This is a genomic window from Nonomuraea diastatica, assembly GCF_004349015.1.
Classification (GTDB): domain Bacteria; phylum Actinomycetota; class Actinomycetes; order Streptosporangiales; family Streptosporangiaceae; genus Nonomuraea; species Nonomuraea diastatica.
Map to the genome: position 1 here is coordinate 44,161 of NZ_SMKP01000006.1, position 16,545 is coordinate 60,705.

At 71.6% G+C, this 16,545-nt stretch carries 17 protein-coding genes; 10 read left to right on the forward strand and 7 right to left on the reverse strand.

The genetic code is table 11. The features are described 5' to 3' along the window. Nucleotides 1-38 precede the first annotated feature (38 nt). The 3 genes from E1294_RS03250 to E1294_RS03260 form a co-directional block, all read right to left on the reverse strand. Nucleotides 39-1,421: an FAD-dependent oxidoreductase gene (locus tag E1294_RS03250; RefSeq protein ID WP_132504272.1), complete on the reverse strand. Its 1,383-nt coding sequence runs from the start codon at nt 1,419-1,421 to the stop codon at nt 39-41. Next, on the reverse strand, nt 1,418-2,719 hold the full coding sequence (locus tag E1294_RS03255) for an MFS transporter (protein ID WP_132504274.1): 1,302 nt from the start codon (nt 2,717-2,719) through the stop codon (nt 1,418-1,420). The genes E1294_RS03250 and E1294_RS03255 overlap by 4 nt, the downstream gene beginning before the upstream one ends. A gap of 118 nt (nt 2,720-2,837) precedes the next feature. After that, entirely contained in the window at nt 2,838-3,053 is a 216-nt protein-coding gene (locus E1294_RS03260) for an SDR family oxidoreductase (RefSeq protein ID WP_132504388.1), read from the reverse strand. A 122-nt stretch (nt 3,054-3,175) separates the two neighbouring features. Here E1294_RS03260 and E1294_RS52370 point away from each other — a divergent pair, with 122 nt between their 5' ends. Beyond that, entirely contained in the window at nt 3,176-3,331 is a 156-nt protein-coding gene (locus E1294_RS52370) for a hypothetical protein (RefSeq protein WP_165977057.1), read from the forward strand. 192 nt (nt 3,332-3,523) lie between these two features. Here E1294_RS52370 and E1294_RS03265 read toward each other — a convergent pair whose 3' ends face one another. Both E1294_RS03265 and E1294_RS03270 read right to left on the reverse strand, forming a co-directional pair. Then, nucleotides 3,524-3,769: a hypothetical protein gene (locus tag E1294_RS03265; RefSeq protein ID WP_132504276.1), complete on the reverse strand. Its 246-nt coding sequence runs from the start codon at nt 3,767-3,769 to the stop codon at nt 3,524-3,526. Between the two features lie 50 nt (nt 3,770-3,819). After that, nucleotides 3,820-4,425, reverse strand: a complete 606-nt coding sequence (locus E1294_RS03270; RefSeq protein WP_132504278.1) for a hypothetical protein — start codon at nt 4,423-4,425, stop codon at nt 3,820-3,822. Between the two features lie 295 nt (nt 4,426-4,720). Here E1294_RS03270 and E1294_RS03275 point away from each other — a divergent pair, with 295 nt between their 5' ends. From E1294_RS03275 to E1294_RS03295, 5 genes are all read left to right on the forward strand, one after another. After that, a complete protein-coding gene (locus E1294_RS03275) occupies nt 4,721-5,134 on the forward strand; it encodes a TOBE domain-containing protein (protein ID WP_132504280.1) in 414 nt (137 codons plus the stop codon). 11 nt (nt 5,135-5,145) lie between these two features. Beyond that, nucleotides 5,146-5,943 carry a molybdate ABC transporter substrate-binding protein gene (gene modA / locus E1294_RS03280; RefSeq protein WP_132504282.1) on the forward strand — a complete coding sequence of 266 codons (798 nt, stop codon included), beginning with the start codon at nt 5,146-5,148 and terminating at the stop codon, nt 5,941-5,943. A gap of 6 nt (nt 5,944-5,949) precedes the next feature. After that, nucleotides 5,950-6,789 carry an ABC transporter permease gene (locus E1294_RS03285; protein ID WP_132504284.1) on the forward strand — a complete coding sequence of 280 codons (840 nt, stop codon included), beginning with the start codon at nt 5,950-5,952 and terminating at the stop codon, nt 6,787-6,789. Continuing rightward, a complete protein-coding gene (locus E1294_RS03290; protein WP_132504286.1) occupies nt 6,786-7,817 on the forward strand; it encodes an ABC transporter ATP-binding protein in 1,032 nt (343 codons plus the stop codon). The genes E1294_RS03285 and E1294_RS03290 overlap by 4 nt, the downstream gene beginning before the upstream one ends. 331 nt (nt 7,818-8,148) lie before the next feature. Further along, on the forward strand, nt 8,149-9,405 hold the full coding sequence (locus E1294_RS03295; protein WP_132504288.1) for an erythromycin esterase family protein: 1,257 nt from the start codon (nt 8,149-8,151) through the stop codon (nt 9,403-9,405). A gap of 58 nt (nt 9,406-9,463) precedes the next feature. On the opposite strand, the gene E1294_RS03300 is transcribed toward E1294_RS03295, so the two are convergent. Then, on the reverse strand, nt 9,464-9,913 hold the full coding sequence (locus E1294_RS03300) for a carboxymuconolactone decarboxylase family protein (protein ID WP_132504290.1): 450 nt from the start codon (nt 9,911-9,913) through the stop codon (nt 9,464-9,466). An 83-nt stretch (nt 9,914-9,996) separates the two neighbouring features. Between E1294_RS03300 and E1294_RS03305 the strand changes: the two genes are divergently transcribed. Then, a complete protein-coding gene (locus E1294_RS03305; RefSeq protein ID WP_132504292.1) occupies nt 9,997-10,875 on the forward strand; it encodes a sigma-70 family RNA polymerase sigma factor in 879 nt (292 codons plus the stop codon). A 124-nt stretch (nt 10,876-10,999) separates the two neighbouring features. Next, nucleotides 11,000-11,200: a hypothetical protein gene (locus tag E1294_RS03310; RefSeq protein WP_132504294.1), complete on the forward strand. Its 201-nt coding sequence runs from the start codon at nt 11,000-11,002 to the stop codon at nt 11,198-11,200. A 61-nt stretch (nt 11,201-11,261) separates the two neighbouring features. Here the strand turns inward: E1294_RS03310 and E1294_RS03315 are convergent, their stop codons facing one another. Next, entirely contained in the window at nt 11,262-14,228 is a 2,967-nt protein-coding gene (locus E1294_RS03315; protein WP_132504296.1) for an FAD-binding and (Fe-S)-binding domain-containing protein, read from the reverse strand. A 334-nt stretch (nt 14,229-14,562) separates the two neighbouring features. Between E1294_RS03315 and E1294_RS03320 the strand changes: the two genes are divergently transcribed. Both E1294_RS03320 and E1294_RS03325 read left to right on the forward strand, forming a co-directional pair. Beyond that, the gene (locus tag E1294_RS03320) at nt 14,563-14,934 is read left to right on the forward strand and encodes a YciI family protein (RefSeq protein ID WP_132504298.1); all 372 of its coding nucleotides are present in this window, start codon (nt 14,563-14,565) and stop codon (nt 14,932-14,934) included. Then, nucleotides 14,931-16,142, forward strand: coding sequence for an RNA polymerase sigma factor (locus E1294_RS03325; protein WP_132504300.1), 1,212 nt, complete (start codon nt 14,931-14,933; stop codon nt 16,140-16,142). The genes E1294_RS03320 and E1294_RS03325 overlap by 4 nt, the downstream gene beginning before the upstream one ends. Nucleotides 16,143-16,545: the final 403 nt, after the last annotated feature.

Genomic DNA, 16,545 nt, shown 5'->3' on the forward strand with positions numbered 1-16,545 from the left:
GACGGCAGTCTAGTCTCGGTCCGCGCCGGTGCCGCCCGTCACGCGGTGCCGTCCACCACCCCACCCTGGGCGCGGATGACGTCGCGCAGCTCACCGACCGGCACCTCCCGCACGTCACCGAGGCGCGTACGGGCGGCGAGCGCGGCGGCGGTGCCCGCCGCCTGTCCCGTCGCCATGCAGGTGCCGATCACGCGCGCGGATCCGTTCGCCTCGCGGTCGGACGACAGCGCCCGCCCGCACACCAGCACGTCGCGCACGTGACGCGGGACGAGCGCGGCATAGGGGATGTCGTAGGAGCGTCCGCCCTCGATGGGGACCCGCTTCTGATAGGTGCCGCTGCCGTGGATGTCCACGTGGTGACCGCCCTTGGCGACGCCGTCAGCGTGCTTGCGGCCGCTCAGCGCGTCGGCGCCGCTCAACGTGTGCTCTCCGGCCACCCGCCTGGTCTCCCTGATCCCGACCTTCGGTCCCGCCCCGGCCAGGTGGGCGCCGGCGAAGCCGGGCAGATGCTTGCGTACGAAGCCGATGGCCGCGCGGACCTGCCCGGTGAGCGTGGCCAGCGCCTCGCCCATCGCCCGGGCGTCCATCGCGTCGACGCCCGACACCCTCGTGGTGTTCAGCCCGAGTTCGCGCCGCGCCAGCGAGGTCGGCCACATCCACATGCCTGTGGTGGGGTACAGGCTGCCTTGCTCGATCGCGGCGCCCATGAGGGAGCCGGGGTCTTCGGCGCTCATCGCGACGAACGGCAGGCCGGACGCGTACACCTGCTCGGCGCACTCCGCCGGGGTCTTGCCGATCACCGGGTTCTGGCCCAGCATGAACTGCTCAGGATTGTCGCGTACGAACTCCAGCAGCGGCCCGAAGTCGACGCCGCCCATGCGGAACGTCAGGCTGACCGGTTGGAACCCGCCGTGCACGTCGCCGCGCTCCAGCGTGGCGCCCGCCAGCTCCGACACCGAGCCGTCTCCCGAGGCGTCCACCACGACGCGCGCCATCAGCGTGGACCGCGCCGCCGCCCGGTCGAGCACGCTCACCGCGGTCGCACCGCCGCCGGTCCTCTCCACGGCGGTCACCAGGCTGGAGGGCAGGAAGGTCACCGAGCGGGCGGCCAGCTGCTCGACCACGGCGACGCGCATCGCTTCAGGGTCGACACACGTGCCCCACGTGGTACGCCAGTCGAACAGGTCGCCGACGTAGCCGTCGAGGGACGCGCAGGTGTCCAGCAGGGCGTCGAGCGGGCCACCGACGATGCGCTCGCCCAGGCTGTTGCGGGTGCCGAGCAGCGGCAGCCCGCCGACGAGCTCCCCACCGGGGTAGGGCGAGGCCTCCACCAGCGCTGTGCACGCACCGTTGCCCGCCGCCGCGAGCGCCGCGGCGATGCCCGCCGCACCCGCGCCGACCACGATCACGTCGAACGTCATGGGTGTTCCTTTCGTCCTCGTACGTACGCGAACTGCGCGCCTTCGGCCGCATGGCGGGTTTCCGGCAGCAGATGGGCGGCCCACGCCGACACCGCGTAAACCGCGGTGATGTACGCCGCGACCAGCCACGGGTCTCCCCCGGCCGCCGCCACCAGCGCGCTGGCCACGAACGGCGCGGTGCCGCCGATGAGCGCGGCGGAGAACTCCCGCGTCAGCGCGATGGAGCTGTAGCGCACCTGTGGGCGGAACAACTCGGCGTAGAACGCGGGCTGCGGGCCCAGGAGCGCGCCGTCGCCGATGCCCAGCATCGCCACCACCGCGACCCCGATGAGCAGCGCGGAACCGGTGTCGAGCAGGAGGAAGAAAGGGAAGGAGATGGCCGCGCAGAACAGCGCGCCGCCGACGTACACCGGTTTGCGGCCCACCCGGTCCGACAACGCCCCGAACAGCGCGGGCGTCACCATGCGCACGCACGTGGCCGCGGTGACCGCCGCCAACGCCGAGCTTTCCGGGGCGCCGACGGTGTCGGCCACGTAGGAGAGCACGAACACCGCGGGCACGTAGCCGGCGATGTTGGGGGCGAAGTTCGCCACGAACGCCAGGAACAGCGTGCGTCGCGACCCGCGCAGCGCCTCGGCGAGCGGGGCCCTGGTCACCTGCCTGGCCGCGCGTACCTGCTGGAAGTCGGGCGTCTCGGCGATCTTCATCCGGATGTAAAGGCCCACGCCGGCCACCAGGAAGCTGGCCAGGAACGGGATCCGCCACCCCCAGGAAAGGAAGGCGTCGTCCGGCATGGAGGACACGGCGGTGAAGCTCGCGGAGGCGAGCAGGACCCCTGCCGCGTTGCCTGCCACCGGAAAGCTGCCCCAGAAACCGCGGTTGTCGCGGTCCGCGTATTCGGTCGTCATCAGTGCGGCGCCGGCGTACTCCGCGCCGGAGCCGACGCCTTGCAGGATCCTGAGCAGCACGAGCAGGATGGGCGCCGCCATGCCGATGCTCTCGTAGGTCGGCAGCAGGCCGATCAGCGTGCTCGCCGTGCCCATCAGCCCCAGCGTGACGAACATCATGGTCCGACGCCCGATCCGGTCGCCGAAGTGACCGATGATCACGCCCCCCACCGGCCGGAAGAAGAACCCGACCGCGAACGTCGCGAACGACGCGAGAGTCGCAATCGTGCCCATTCCGTCGGAGAAGAAGACCTTGTTGAAGACCAACGCCGACGCCAGCCCGTACAGCCCGAAGTCGTACCACTCCAGGGCCGTACCGATGGTGCTGGCGACGACCACCCGCTTTTTCATGGCACACCGTCCATAATAATGGACACTAGTTCAGCATTACGGACGATTGTGGGTGAGTCGGCGAACACCTGTCAAGGCGCACCCCGTGCGGTGGGCGCGCCGGCGTCGGCGGCCCGCGTCAGGCGCGCGGCCCGAGGAACAGGCCGCCGCTCGCGTCGATGACCTGGCCGGTGATCCAGCGCGCGGCGTCGGAGGCGAGGAACGCGACGACGTCGGCGACGTCGTCGGCCCCGCCCAGGCGGTTGAGCGCCGTCGACCCGGCGATGAGGTCGGCGAGGTCCGGCGCCTCGAAGAACGATCCGTTGGCCGCGGTCCGGCTGCGGCCTTCGGCGATGGCATCTCCGGAAACCGTGACGGCCGCACCACCTAGGAGCCCGCTACCGTCCCGTTCCGCAACCGGTTTCCGCGCTCGCCCTTTAGCGTTGGTTCGCCGCTCATCGGATCAAAGGACGGCGGATGGCAGTCGTACAAGATTGGGGCACGCTGGTGAAGCGTTACGAGACCGACAGCCGGCGCAGGAGGCAGATCTTCCTGATCGGGATCCCCCTCGGCGTGCTCTCCACGTGCCTGGGCATCCAGGGACAACCTGCTCAACCGAGCGCTCGGCAGTGACGTTCACTACCGCGTCAAGCTCCGTTCCGCCGTCGGCGGGCGCGCGTGCTGGTGATCACCGGCTGCACCGAGGACGCCGCCTGGCTCGGCGAGCTGGTGGAGCAGGCGGTGTGGGACCGCGACCGTCCGCGGCGCTGAAACGGGTTTCTCGGCATCGACCGGCGGTCGGGAAGCAGGGCGGCGCCGGACGTGTCAGGCGCTGGCGGCCGCTCGCCAGCGCGCCAGGATGCTCTCGTCGTCAGTGCTGCCGTGCCATGCGGCTCCCTCGGGAATCACATAGGGGAGCCAGGTCGCGTAGTCGGGGGCGTCGGGGGCGATGTCGCGCGTGCCGTCCACGCGGGTCCCGTCCGGCAACACGCTCGACTCGGGCACCCGCAGGACTCCGCCGGTCAGCATGATGGCGGTCATGAGCTGCGTCCCTCCCGTCTCACTGGTCACCGGTCCTTCCTCAGGATAGCGCGCACGTTCAGCAGGGCAAGGAGATCCGGTCAGCCCATCCCATAGCGGCCCGAAACCCACAGATAGGCGCGCTGAGCGGCATCCTCATCCCTGAATAAGCCGATCAGGCGGCGAGCCCTCCCGGTGAGCACGCAGGCGAAGGCCTCGGCATAGAGCTCGGCCGCGTCCTGCCGGAAGGGGGGCGCCAGATGCGGCGCGCGCGACGCGTGCAACCGCGACCAGAACGCGCCGCGCGACGGCATGCCCTCCAGATGATCCGTGGCATGCCCCAGCTCGTGCCCGGCCACGCTGACCGACGGAGACGGCACGCTGGCGACTCCGACGCGCCGCCGGTTGGGGTCGTAGACGCCGGCGCTGCGCTCCCAGCCGCCTTGCTGGACCGGCAGCGCGACGCCGCGAAGGGCCTCGAAGCCGGGCAGGTCGGGCACGGCGCCGGGCCCGACCACGATGCCGCCGTCCAGGTGTGCGGCCAGGCGGGCCCCCAGGGCTCGCGGCACGGCGGACAACGTCATGATGGACAGGAGGACCTCAGCGGGCGGGAAGGTGCCGGGATTCCAGGCCCGGGTCAACCGGCGCTCGAGCGCGCCCACGTGGAGCCAGCCCGGCCGCCCTCTGCTCTGGCCGGCCAAACCCATCTCCCCCGGTGTCCACCCTGCACGACCGCCCAGCCGTGCCCGCAGCCCGACGGGGCAAGAGCCATCGACCGCGCGATCAACGTCGATGATCGCAAAGAACTCTAGCGAGGGTTGCGGTGCCGCGCATCCGCGCCGGTCGTTCACGGCCGCGGCCTCGTCGTCCGGCGGCGATCCCCCCACCTGGGCGGCGCTGCTCCATCCTTCGTGGATGCCATGACAGAGCCCTGGTTCTGGCCGCTGTTGCGAGGAGAATCCAGCATTCAGGTTGGAATGCGCGGAAGGTAGGGTGGGCGTTGTGACGACGTTTCGGATCAGCGAGGCCGCGGCGCTGCTCGGGGTCAGCTCCGACACGGTCCGCCGGTGGGTCGACGCTGGCCGGCTGGGAGCCGAGCGGGACGAGCACGGCCATCGGCGGGTCAACGGCGCCGACCTGGCGGCCTTCGCCCGTTCGCAGGTCGAAACCGCCGGCGACGGCGGCCGCTCCTCGGCGCGCAACCGTTTCCGCGGGATCGTCACCGAGGTGATCCGCGATGCGGTGATGGCGCAGGTGGAGATCGCCGCCGGGCCGTTCCGGGTGGTGTCGCTGATGAGCCGCCAGGCCGCAGACGAGCTGGGCCTGGAGGCGGGGGTGGTGGCGGACGCCGTGATCAAGTCCACCAACGTCGTCGTGGAGATCCCCGGTCACGAACGCGTGGCCGGTCACGTGTGAGGAGCCCTCCTGTGGTGTTCAGACGTCTTCCCCGGTGGGCGATCGTCCTGCCCGTCGCGCTCGCGCTGACGGCGCTGCCGGGTTGCGGCTCCGGCGCACCGGCCGCGTCGACGTCCTCCACGTCCCCCGGCGAGGGCGCGAAGGAGGTGACGGTGTTCGCGGCGGCGTCGCTTACCGAGACGTTCACCGAACTCGGCAGGACCTTCGAGGCCGCCCATCCGGGCACCACGGTGAAGCTCAACTTCGGCTCCAGCTCCACGTTGGCGCAGCAGATCGTACAAGGGGCGCCGGCCGACGTGTTCGCCTCGGCCAGCCCGGCCACCATGAAGACGGTCACCGACGCCTCACTGGCGGGCTCGCCCACCACGTTCGCACGGAACAAGCTGCAGATCGCCGTGCCCGCCGGCAACCCCGCCAAGGTGGACGAGCTGAAGGACCTGACCGTTCCCCAGGTGAAGGTGGCGCTCTGCGCCGAGCAGGTGCCGTGCGGCGCCGCGGCGGTCAAGGCGCTGGACGCGGCCGGCCTCGAGGTCACCCCGGTCACCCTGGAGCAGGACGTCAAGGCCACCCTGACCAAGGTCGAGCTCGGCGAGGTCGACGCGGCCCTCGTCTACACGACCGACGTGATCGCCTCGGGCGGCAAGGTGCGGGGCATCGCCTTTCCCGAGGCCGACCAGGCGATCAACGACTACCCGATCGCCGTCCTGACGGAGGCTCCGGCCGGTGATCTGGCCCGGCGGTTGGTCGACCTGGTGGTGTCGCGGCAGGGCAAGGACACCCTGACCAAGGCCGGCTTCGAGGCACCCTGATCACCGATGGGCTCTCACACGCCGCAGATTCGGCCCGCCGGGCGTCCGGCGGCGGGCCGCGAGGTCCGCGGCCGGCTGCCGTGGATGCTCGTCGTTCCCGCACTCGCGGGGCTGGCCTTCCTGGTGCTGCCGCTGGCCGGGCTGCTGGTCCGCGCCCCCTGGCCCACGCTGATCGAGCGGCTGGCCGAACCGCACGTGCTGGAAGCGCTGCGGTTGTCCCTCGTGTGCGCCACCATCGCCACCGTGGCCTGCCTGCTGCTCGGCGTACCGCTGGCCTGGCTGCTGGCCAGGGTGGAATTCCCAGGACGGCGAGTGGTGCGCGCCCTGGTCACCGTGCCGCTGGTGCTGCCGCCGGTCGTGGGCGGCGTCGCCCTGCTGCTCGTGCTGGGCCGGCGCGGCCTGGTCGGGCAGTGGCTGGAGGCCGCCTTCGGCGTCACGTTGCCGTTCACCTCGGCGGGTGTGATCCTCGCCGAGGCGTTCGTCGCGATGCCGTTCCTCGTGATCAGCGTGGAGGGCGCGTTGCGCGGGGCTGACCAGCGCTTCGAGGAGGCCGCCGCCACGCTGGGCGCCTCGCGCTGGACGGTGTTCCGGCGGGTGACGCTGCCCATGGTCATGCCGGGCGTGGTGGCCGGCGCGGTGTTGTGCTGGGCGCGGGCGCTGGGCGAGTTCGGCGCGACGATCACGTTCGCGGGCAACTTCCCCGGCACCACGCGAACGATGCCGCTGGCGGTCTACCTGGCGCTGGAGACCGAGCCGGAGGCGGCCATCGTGCTCAGCCTGGTCCTGCTGGCCGTCTCCGTGGTCATCCTGGCCAGCCTGCGCGATCGGTGGGTGAACAGCCCATGACGCTGCGGGCGCACCTGGTGGTCGTCAGACCCGCCTTCACCCTCGACCTCGCCATGGAGGTGGCGCCGGGAGAGGTCGTGGCGCTGCTCGGCCCGAACGGCGCGGGCAAGACCACCGCGCTGCGTGCCCTGGCCGGGCTGACCCCGCTGACGGACGGCCACATCACCCTCGACGGCACCACCGTTCACGGCCTGGCCACCGAGCAGCGGCCGATCGGCATGGTCTTCCAGGACTACCTGCTGTTCCCGCACCTGTCCGCCCTGGACAACGTCGCCTTCGGGCCGCGCTGCCAGGGCTCCTCCAAGACCGAGGCCCGCCGCGCCGCCGCCACCCTGCTGGAGCGGGTCGGCCTGGCCGGCCAGGCCGCCGCCAAGCCCCGCCACCTGTCCGGCGGCCAGGCGCAGCGGGTCGCGCTCGCCCGTGCGCTCGCCGTCCGCCCGCGCCTGCTGCTGCTGGATGAGCCACTGGCCGCCCTCGACGCCCACACCCGGCTGGAGGTCCGCTCCCAGCTGCGCCGCCACCTGACCGCCTTCGACGGCGCCACCGTCCTGGTCACCCACGACCCGCTCGACGCCATGGTGCTGGCCGACCGGCTGATCGTCATCGAGAACGGCGCCATCGTCCAGCAGGGTCCACCCGCCGCCGTCGCCCGCCGCCCCCGCACCGACTACGTCGCTCACCTGGTCGGGCTCAACCTCTACCGCGGGCAGGCCGACGACCGGCGCGTCAAGGTCGGCGAGCTGCTCCTCAGCACCAGCGAACCCCTGCGGGGGCCCGCTTTCGTCGCCTTCCCGCCCGCCGCGCTCGCCCTCTACCGCACCCGCCCAGACGGCAGTCCCCGCAACCTGTGGCAAGCCCGCATCGAAGGCATCGAAAGGCACGGCGACAACGTCCGCGTCCACCTCGACGGCCCGATCACGGCCTTCGCCGACATCACGCCCGCCGCCCTGGCCGAGCTCGACCTGATGCCCGGGCAGGAGGTGTGGGCGTCGGTCAAGGCCACCGAGACCCACGCGTACCCGGCGTGAGCGGCCGGCGTCTGCTGACGGGCCGCTCACGATGCGCCGCCCGGCGGACCAGGGTTCATCGACGGCGGCCGGCGGGTGATCGGACGTGACGCCGCCGCGCACGTCCGGCTACCCAGGTCCCCCACGCGGGTGGCCGCAGGTCTACAACCGGGGCGGCGGGTCTAGCCCCGCGCCCGGCCGCACTCGCCCCAGGTTCGATGACCCGGTGACCGCGCGTCCTGTGGACTGAGTTCGACCACGTCAGCCTGCTCCCCAAGGACGTGAAGGCACCCGACGCCGTGCCCTTCACCGCCGCCGGGGCGTTCCCCGGACGTCAAGGAAGTGAACCGACATGAGCCGCAAGCTCGCCCGTACGCTCGCCGGCCTCGCCCTGATCGCTCTGCCGGCGACCGGCTGCGGAGGTGTGGACACCTCCCGAGTGACGCCCGACGCCGTGGTCCCTCTCGGCCAGGCCCTGCTCTCCGACGCCGCCGGCAAACGGGTGGTCGGGATCGGTGAGGCCACGCACGGCAACAAGGAGTTCGTCCAGACCCGCGCAATGATCATCCGGAGGCTGGTCACCGACCACGGCTTCCGCACCGTCGCCCTGGAGGCCGACTTCGGCGGCACGGCGGTGGCCAACGACTATGTCATGAAGGGCGAGGGCAGCGCGGAGGCCGCGGCCGCGGCACTCGGCTTCGACATCTACCGGACTCGTGAGATGGCGGATCTGATCGCCTGGATCCACGACCACAACGCCGCCGTCCCCGACCCGGACAGGGTGCGCCTCTACGGCTTCGACATGCAGCGCTACGACCGGAACAAGGACCGGCTGCTGCGCTATCTCGCCACGGCCGACCCCGCTCGGGTCCGCCCGGTCAAGGAGTCGCTGGCCGACCTCACCGATGCCACCAGGTCCGAGCAGGACAAGGCGAAGGTCACTGCGGCCGCCACCGCCGCCGAACGGCTCGTCGCCCACATGAAGGACAATCGCGAGGAGTACGTGAGCCGCAGCTCCGAGGGATCGTTCGTGCTCGCCGTGCACCACGCCGAGACGGTCCTGCGCGGCGCGCGGTTGCAGCTGTCCGGGGCCGGCTACGCCGCCAAGCGGGACGCCTGGATGGCCGGGAACGTCGGCTGGATCGCCGACCTGGAAGGTTCCCAGGGGAGGGAGAAAATCATGGTGTGCGGCCACAACGGCCACATCGACAAGAGCGGTGCAGCGTTCCCGTTCGCGTCGATGGGGCGGCGGCTGGCCAAGACGTACGGCACGGACTACTTCACGATCGGCACGGAATTCGGCACGAGCACCTTCGTCAGCAAGGATGAGGATTCCGGACAACGCAGGCAGTTCACCGTGAGCCACGACTCGCCTCTGGCCAAGCTGTTCGGCGACGAGCCGCTGGGCTACGTCAACGTCGCGCGGGCCTCCTCCAAGCCCGGCAACCGTGAGCTGCTCACCTCGGAGATCCCGATGGGCAGCGTCGGCGACGGATTCCGCTCGATCTACAGCCACCTGAGCTCGGCCTACACGGTGACGATGACGCCCGCCCAGGCCTACGACGCCCTGGTGTACGTGCCGAAGGCCGGCCCGGTCACGCCGCTCTGACGGCGACCGCTGAGGCCGGATGGGCGTCATCCGCCGGCGGATGACGCCCCCGCCCTGCTCACCAGGTCTTGCCGGCCTGCTGGCGTACCGTGCGGTTGATCCGGTTGAAGAAGTTGGTCATCGCGATGTTCAGGACGATCGCGGACAGCTGCTCGTCGTCGAAGTGGGCGGCGGCAGCGTCCCAGATCTCGTCGGTCACGCCCGGCGCCCCGTCCTGGATCCGGGTGGCGGCCTCGGTCAGCGCGAGCGCCGCCCGCTCCGCCTCGGTGAAGAAGGGGGTTTCGCGCCAGGTGACCACGTTGTGCAGCCGCTCATCGGTCTCTCCCCGTTTCCTGGCCGACGCGACCCCTGCGTACACGCACGGGCTGCAGCCGTTGATCTGGCTGGCGCGCAAGTGGACCAGGTCGAGGAGGAGCGGGTCGGCGCCGCCGGCGTGCACCGCCTTGTAGAGGTGCTGGATCGCCGTCATGACGTCGGCGTTCTCCGGGCTCTTCATCCGTGCTTCCATCGGTTCTGCCCCTTCATCGGTTACGTGTGCCCGTCCGGGCCCGTCATCACCCATGACGGGGCGGTTCCGAGGAAGGTAACAACATGTCCGACATCAGCCCGGCGGATTCGGTGGCCGAGGTGTTCGAGTCGCAGCGCGACCGGCTGCGCGCGGTCGCCTACCGCATGCTGGGATCGCACGCCGACGCCGACGACGTGGTCCAGGATGCCTGGCTACGGCTCTCCCGCCACGACCCGGCGGTCATCCACAACCTCGCCGGCTGGCTGACGACGGTGGTCGGCCGGATCAGCCTCGACGTCCTGCGCGCCCGCCGGAGCCACCCTGAGGCGTCCTACGACGACCGGCTGCCCGAGCTCGTCGTGGTGGCCGACGACGGCCTCGCGCCCGAGGACGACGTGGCGCTCGCCGACTCGGTGGGGCTCGCGCTGCTCGTCGTCCTCGAGTCGCTCCGGCCGGACGAGCGGCTCGCGTTCGTGCTGCACGACCTGTTCGCGGTGCCGTTCGTCGAGATCGGCCAGATCCTCGGCAAGTCCGCCGACGCCGCCAAGATGCTCGCCAGCCGCGCCAGGAAGAAGGTGCAGACGACCGAGAGGCCGGCGGTGGCCGGGCACGAGCAGCGTGAGGTGATTCAGGCGTTCCTGACGGCGGCTCGCCACGGCGACTTCGAGGATCTGCTGCGCGTGCTCGACCCCGACGTGAGGCTGACCGTCGACACCCCTGGTGGCAGGATCGTCGTCCTCGGCGCCACCGAGGTCGCGGGCCGCTCGCGCGTGTCCTCCGGGGCGGCCGTACGGCACCGGGCGGTGCTCGTCAACGGCCTGCCGGGGATCGTCACCTGGCGGGAGGACGGCACTCCGCTGTCGGTGCTCGCGTTCACCGTCGTCGGCGACCGCATCGCCGGCATCACGGTCCTGGCCGACCAGGCGCGGCTGGCGACGATGAGCCTGCCTGATCCGGCGTGAGTCGCTGCCGGGGGCTTAAATGGCGCATCTTCCGAGCGCACCGGGCGAGGCGGTCGTAGTGATCAGCATCATCGTCACATAGAGTAACGATCAATCACATTCAGCGACTGCCCGTGGAGGCATTGTGAAGTCCACCGCCCGTATGACCGCCATCCTGGCCACCGGCGCCATGCTGACCCTCGTGCTCGCCGCTCCCGCCGCTGCCGCCGCTGCCCCGTCAGAAGACCTGCTCGGCTCACTGCTCGCCACCGTGAGCAAGATCCTCGAAGGAATCCTGGGCGGAGGGGCGCTCGGCGCCGTCCTTCCCGGTCTCCTCGGCGGCTGAGCAACCCTTCCAGCCCGGTCCGTGGGGTGGCGTCAGGCCGCAGGCGGCTCCCCGTCGTCCATCACGTGTCTTCGGCCGGACCGGCTCCGGGCCTCAGGTGGGCGGCGAGAAGTTCGGCCAGGTGCAGCGGGCGGCGTTCAGGCGCGGTGTGGTTGATCTGGGTACGACAGCTGAAGCCGTCGGCCAGGATCACCGTGTCCGCTCCCGCGGCGCGGATGGCGGGCAGCAGCTCGTGCTCGGCGCAGGCCAGTGACACCTCCATGTGCCCGGCGGTGAAACCGAAGTCGCCCGCCAGGCCGCAGCAGCCTCCCACGGTGCTCAGCCGGGCCCCGGCGCGGGCCAGCAGGTCCTGGTCGGCCTGGTGGCCGAGGACGGCGTGCTGGTGGCAGTGCGGCTGGCCGAGGACGTCACGGTCGATGGCGGGCGGCTGCCAGCCGTCGGTGCGCGTGAGCAGTTCGGCCAGCGTCGTGGTCTGCTCGGCCAATCGTGCGGCGTCGCGATCGTGCGCCAGCAGGGCAGGGGCGTCGTCGCGGAAGACCGCCGTGCAGCTGGGCTCAAGGCCGACGACGGGGATGCCCTGCCGCAGCAGCGGCGCGAGCGTGCGCAGTGTGCGGCGCAACATCCGTTCGGCGATGCCCAGCTGGCCGGTGGAGATCCAGGTGATCCCGCAGCACAGGGTGCGCGGCGGGATGAGCACCCGGTAGCCGGCGGCTTCGAGCACCGTGACCGCGGCGGCGGCGATGCGCGGCGCGAGGTTGTCGGTGAAGGTGTCGGGCCACAACAACACGCTGCCGCGTTCACCGGTGCCGCGCGGGCCGCGCCGCCGGTAGGCGTCGCTGAAGCGGGTACGCGCGAAGGTCGGCAGCGATCGGCGGGGTTCGATGCCGCCCAGCCGTTTGACCAGCCCGGCCAGGCCGGGAGCGTGGGTCAGCGCGTTGACCGCGCCCGGCGCGAAGGCGGCCAGGCGGGCCCACAGCGGCAGCCAGCCCATGCTGTAGTGGGCCACGGGGCGCAGCCGGTGCGCGTAGTGGTGGGCGAGGAACTCGGCCTTGTAGGTCGCCATGTCCACGTTCATCGGGCAGTCGTGCTTGCACCCTTTGCAGGCCAGGCAGAGGTCGAGCGCGTCACGTACCGCATCGGAGCGCCAGCCGCCGGCGACGGGGGTGTCGGCGTGGCCGTTGAGCATCTCGAACAGCAGCCGGGCCCGGCCGCGGGTGGAGTGCTCCTCCTCGCCGGTGGCGCGGTAGGAGGGGCACATGACACCGCCGGTGTGGCTGCGGCACTGGCCGACGCCGACGCAGCGCATCACGGCCCACTGGAAGCTGCCCTCGTCGTGGGGGTAACCGAATTCCACGGCGGGTTCAGCGGGCGTCCACGCGCTGCCGAGGCGCAGGTCGTCCGTCGCCGCGTTCGGGGGCCCGTGCGGGGCGACGATCTTGCCGGGGTTCATCTGGTTCTCGGGGTCGAAGAGGGCCTTGACCTCGCCGAAGGCGGTCATGACGTCAGGGCCGAACATGACGGGGAGCAGCTCGGCCTTGGACTGGCCGTCGCCGTGCTCGCCGGACAGGGAGCCGCCGTAGGAGACGACCAGGTCGGCGGCGCGGCGCAGGAAGGCGTGGAAGGCGGTGACGCCGTCGGCGGTCACCAGGTCGAAGGGAATGCGGGTGTGCACGCAGCCCTGCCCGAAGTGCCCGTAGAGCGCGGCGTCGCCGTAGCCGAACTCGGCGAACAGGCGGCGCAGGTCACGCAGGTAGTCGCCGAGCCGCTCCGGCGGTACGGCGGAGTCCTCCCATCCTTCCCAGGTCACCCGCATGTCCGGGACGCGGGCGGTGGCGCCGAGCCCGCCTTCGCGCAGGGCCCACAGCTGCTGTTCAACCTCTTCGTCGTCGAAGGAGGACACGTGCGGCTGGTGCGGGCTGCAGCGCAGGTCGTCGATGAGGGCCTGGGCGCGCCGGTCGGCCTCCTGCCGGGTGCGTCCGGCGAAGGACACCATGAGCCAGCCGCCGCCTTCGGGCAGCCTGGCCAGCGCCTCCGCGTTCATGTGCCGGCGGCGTTCGTCGCTGATGAGCTTGTCGTCCAGCCCTTCCAGCTGCAGCGGATGGTGGTCGGCGACGCGCGGCACGGCCTCTGCGGCGGCGACGACGTCGGGATAGCCGAGCAGGACCAGCGTCTCGTTCCCCGGCACCGGCACGAGCTTCAGCTCCGCCCGCAGCACGGTCACCAGCGTGCCCTCCGAGCCGACCAGCGCCCGGGCGAGGTCGAAGGGCCCGCCGGGCAGCAGCTGGTCGAGGTTGTAGCCGGACACGCGGCGCGGGATGTCGGGGAAGCGGGCCACGATCTCGCCGGCGTGCGCGCCGGCGATCTCGCGCAGCCGCCGGTAGAGGTCGGCGCGGCGGCCGCCTGCCGCGAGGATTCGTGCGTACTCCTGCTCGCTGGTGGGACCGACCCACATGCGCGTCCCGTCGTAGGTGAGGACTTCCAGGCGGATGACGTTCTCGGAGGTCTTGCCGTAGGCCTGGGCGGTCGAGCCGCATGAGTTGTTGCCGATCATGCCGCCGATCGTGCAGTGGGAGTGGGTGGACGGGCGCGGCCCGAACATCAGGCGCGTGTCCGCGAGCCGCCGGTTGAGCTCGTCGAGCACGATGCCGGGCTCGACCACGCACGTCGCGGCCTGCTCGTCGACGGAGACCAGGCGGTCGCAGTACTTGGACCAGTCGATGATCACGGCGACGTTGCAGGCCTGCCCCGCCAGGCTGGTGCCGCCGCCGCGTGAGGTGATCGGCGCGCGGTGCTCGCGGCAGACGGCCACGGCCTCGGCGGCCGCCTCCACGGTGCGGGGCACGACCACGCCGAGCGGGACCATCCGGTAGTTGGAGGCGTCGGTCGAGTAGGCGCCGCGGCTGCCGGGATCGAAGCGTACCTCTCCGTCCACGCGGGACCTCAGGTCCCGCTCGAGGTCCCGCACGCGCACGTACGGCCGGCCGTCGCGGCGGCGTACGGGGGTGGGAAGGTGCTCGGTCCTGGCCATGGCCATCACTTCCCCCAGGTGGTACGACGTGTCATCGGAGTGCCGTCTGCCCGCTTGCGCAGGCCTGAATCCCGACCTCTCGGAAGATCACTTCTTTACGCCGGACGATGTCCGCCGGCCCGCCGCGGGGGCGTCATCCAGCGGTTCGACGTGCTGCGCGCCTGCCCGGCTCGCCTATCCTGCGTCAGCAGGGAGGACGACATCGCGGCCCGGGGATGCGACGGCGAGAAGAGTCGTGCGAGAAGTTCCGGCGGGGATGTCAAGGCGACGGCGGCGGCTCCGACCAACCGGTCGAAAGGCCCAGCCGGGGCCCGCGCGACACGAGGAGTACGACATGAAGTTCCTGATCAGCATGCACATCAACCCGGCCGTGCTGGACGCGCTGACCGACGAGGAGAAGGCGGCGATCGGCGACGGCCACGCCAGGTTCATCGAGGCGCTGAAGGAGTCCGGCGAGCTGATCAACACGCAGGCGCTGGTCGACCCTTCCCAGGCGGCGGTGGTGTCCGTGCGCCACGGCCAGCCCGTGGTGACCGACGGGCCTTTCCTGGAGTCGAAGGAATACCTGGGCGGCTTCTACCTGATCGACTGCGAGGACAAGGAGCGGGCGATCGAGCTGGCGGCGCAGATCCCTGACGCCGCGATCGAGGGGCTGGGGATCGAGGTGCGGCAGGTCATGTTCGCTGACGGGCCGTCGGAGGCATGACGGCGCCGGCCGTCGAGGACCTGCTGCGTGAGCTCACGCCGCAGGTCCTCGGCACGCTGGTGCGCCGGCACGGCCAGTTCGAGGGGTGCGAGGACGCCGTGCAGGAGGCCGTGCTCGCCGCGACCGTGCAGTGGCCGGCCGAGGGGGTGCCGGGCAACCCGCGCGGCTGGCTGGTGACCGTCGCGTCCCGGCGGCTCATCGACCAGATGCGCAGCGACCACGCACGCCGCGAGCGGGAGTCGGCGACGGCCGCCGAGGTGGCGCCGGAGGACGTGCCGGACACCGACGACACGCTCCTCCTGCTGTTCCTGTGCTGCCATCCGGCGCTGACCGCAGCCTCCCAGACCGCCCTGACGCTGCGGGCGGTCGGGGGCCTCACCACTGCCGAGATCGCCCGCGCGTTCCTGGTGCCGGAGGCCACGATGGCGGCCAGGATCAGCCGGGCCAAGCAGCGCATCAAGGCCGCGGGAAGCTCGTTCAGCCTGCCGGAGGGCGCGGAGCGGGAGGAGCGGCTGCGGGTCGTCCTGCACGTGCTCTACCTGATCTTCAACGAGGGGTACACCGCCTCGTCGGGCGGCGAGCTGCACCGCGTCGACCTCGCGCACGAGGCGATCCGGCTGGCCAGGATGGTCCACGCGCAGCTGCCCGACGACGGCGAGGTGACCGGGCTGCTCGCGCTGATGGTGCTGACCGACGCCCGCAGGGAGGCGCGTACGACGGCGGCGGGCGACCTGGTGCCGCTGGCCGAGCAGGACCGCACGACGTGGGACCGCGCCCTGATCGACGAGGGCATCGAGCTGGTCAAGGCGTCGCTGGCCACCCCGGCGCTGGGGCCGTACCAGGTGCAGGCCGCCATCGCCGCGACGCACGCCGATGCGGCGACGGCCGAGGAGACCAACTGGCCGCAGGTGCACGCGCTCTACCTGATCCTGGAACGGATCGCGCCCAACCCGATGGTCACGCTGAACCGGGCGATCGCGCTGGCCGAGACCGAGGGCCCGGCCGCCGGACTGGCCCTGCTGTCCACCTTGGACGGTGACGAGCGGATGGCCGGGCATCACCGGCTGCTGTCCGTACGGGCCCACCTGCTGGAGCAGACCGGCGACACGGCCGGCGCGTACGAGCATTACCGGCGCGCCGCGAAGGCCACCGCGAGCATCGCCGAGCAACGCTATCTGGAGTCCCGGGCCGGCCGGGTGCGACCCTAGCCCCGGTTGACCGTCCGGAACCACGCGTTGCTGTCCGGCGGCACCGATCCACGCCATCAGGACTAACGCACCGCAGCTCGTGCGTCTTGTGGGCGGGCTGCTCTGGCGGCTCGGACGGCTCGGGCCGCGGCGTGGCGCGGTCGTCGGGTGGAGGCGGTTCGTGGCCGGACGGCGTGGGCTCGTGCTCGCTCGTCATGGTCGCGCAGTCTTCCACAGGGCTCTCGGGACCGGTACCGAACTGCGGTCCGCGCCGTTTCAGAGCGCTTTCAGCGACGCTTCACAACGTTTCCTGACGATGGTCGCCAGGTGTTGTGCGATCGAGTGAACGGGGGATTCGCATGCCCCATGAGAGAGCCGCCGTCCCGGCGGGCGTGGCGCCCGGCGGAGCAGCCAGGGCGGCGAC

What these genes read in the sequence shown, in the direction of transcription:
- E1294_RS03250 (WP_132504272.1), bottom strand. Translation starts at nt 1,421, where the DNA reads ATGACGTTCGACGTGATCGTGGTCGGCGCGGGTGCGGCGGGCATCGCC.
- E1294_RS03255 (WP_132504274.1), bottom strand. Translation starts at nt 2,719, where the DNA reads ATGAAAAAGCGGGTGGTCGTCGCCAGCACCATCGGTACGGCCCTGGAG.
- E1294_RS52370 (WP_165977057.1), top strand. Translation starts at nt 3,176, where the DNA reads ATGGCAGTCGTACAAGATTGGGGCACGCTGGTGAAGCGTTACGAGACC.
- E1294_RS03270 (WP_132504278.1), bottom strand. Translation starts at nt 4,425, where the DNA reads ATGGGTTTGGCCGGCCAGAGCAGAGGGCGGCCGGGCTGGCTCCACGTG.
- E1294_RS03285 (WP_132504284.1), top strand. Translation starts at nt 5,950, where the DNA reads ATGGGCTCTCACACGCCGCAGATTCGGCCCGCCGGGCGTCCGGCGGCG.
- E1294_RS03290 (WP_132504286.1), top strand. Translation starts at nt 6,786, where the DNA reads ATGACGCTGCGGGCGCACCTGGTGGTCGTCAGACCCGCCTTCACCCTC.
- E1294_RS03295 (WP_132504288.1), top strand. Translation starts at nt 8,149, where the DNA reads ATGAGCCGCAAGCTCGCCCGTACGCTCGCCGGCCTCGCCCTGATCGCT.
- E1294_RS03300 (WP_132504290.1), bottom strand. Translation starts at nt 9,913, where the DNA reads ATGGAAGCACGGATGAAGAGCCCGGAGAACGCCGACGTCATGACGGCG.
- E1294_RS03305 (WP_132504292.1), top strand. Translation starts at nt 9,997, where the DNA reads ATGTCCGACATCAGCCCGGCGGATTCGGTGGCCGAGGTGTTCGAGTCG.
- E1294_RS03315 (WP_132504296.1), bottom strand. Translation starts at nt 14,228, where the DNA reads ATGGCCAGGACCGAGCACCTTCCCACCCCCGTACGCCGCCGCGACGGC.
- E1294_RS03320 (WP_132504298.1), top strand. Translation starts at nt 14,563, where the DNA reads ATGAAGTTCCTGATCAGCATGCACATCAACCCGGCCGTGCTGGACGCG.
- E1294_RS03325 (WP_132504300.1), top strand. Translation starts at nt 14,931, where the DNA reads ATGACGGCGCCGGCCGTCGAGGACCTGCTGCGTGAGCTCACGCCGCAG.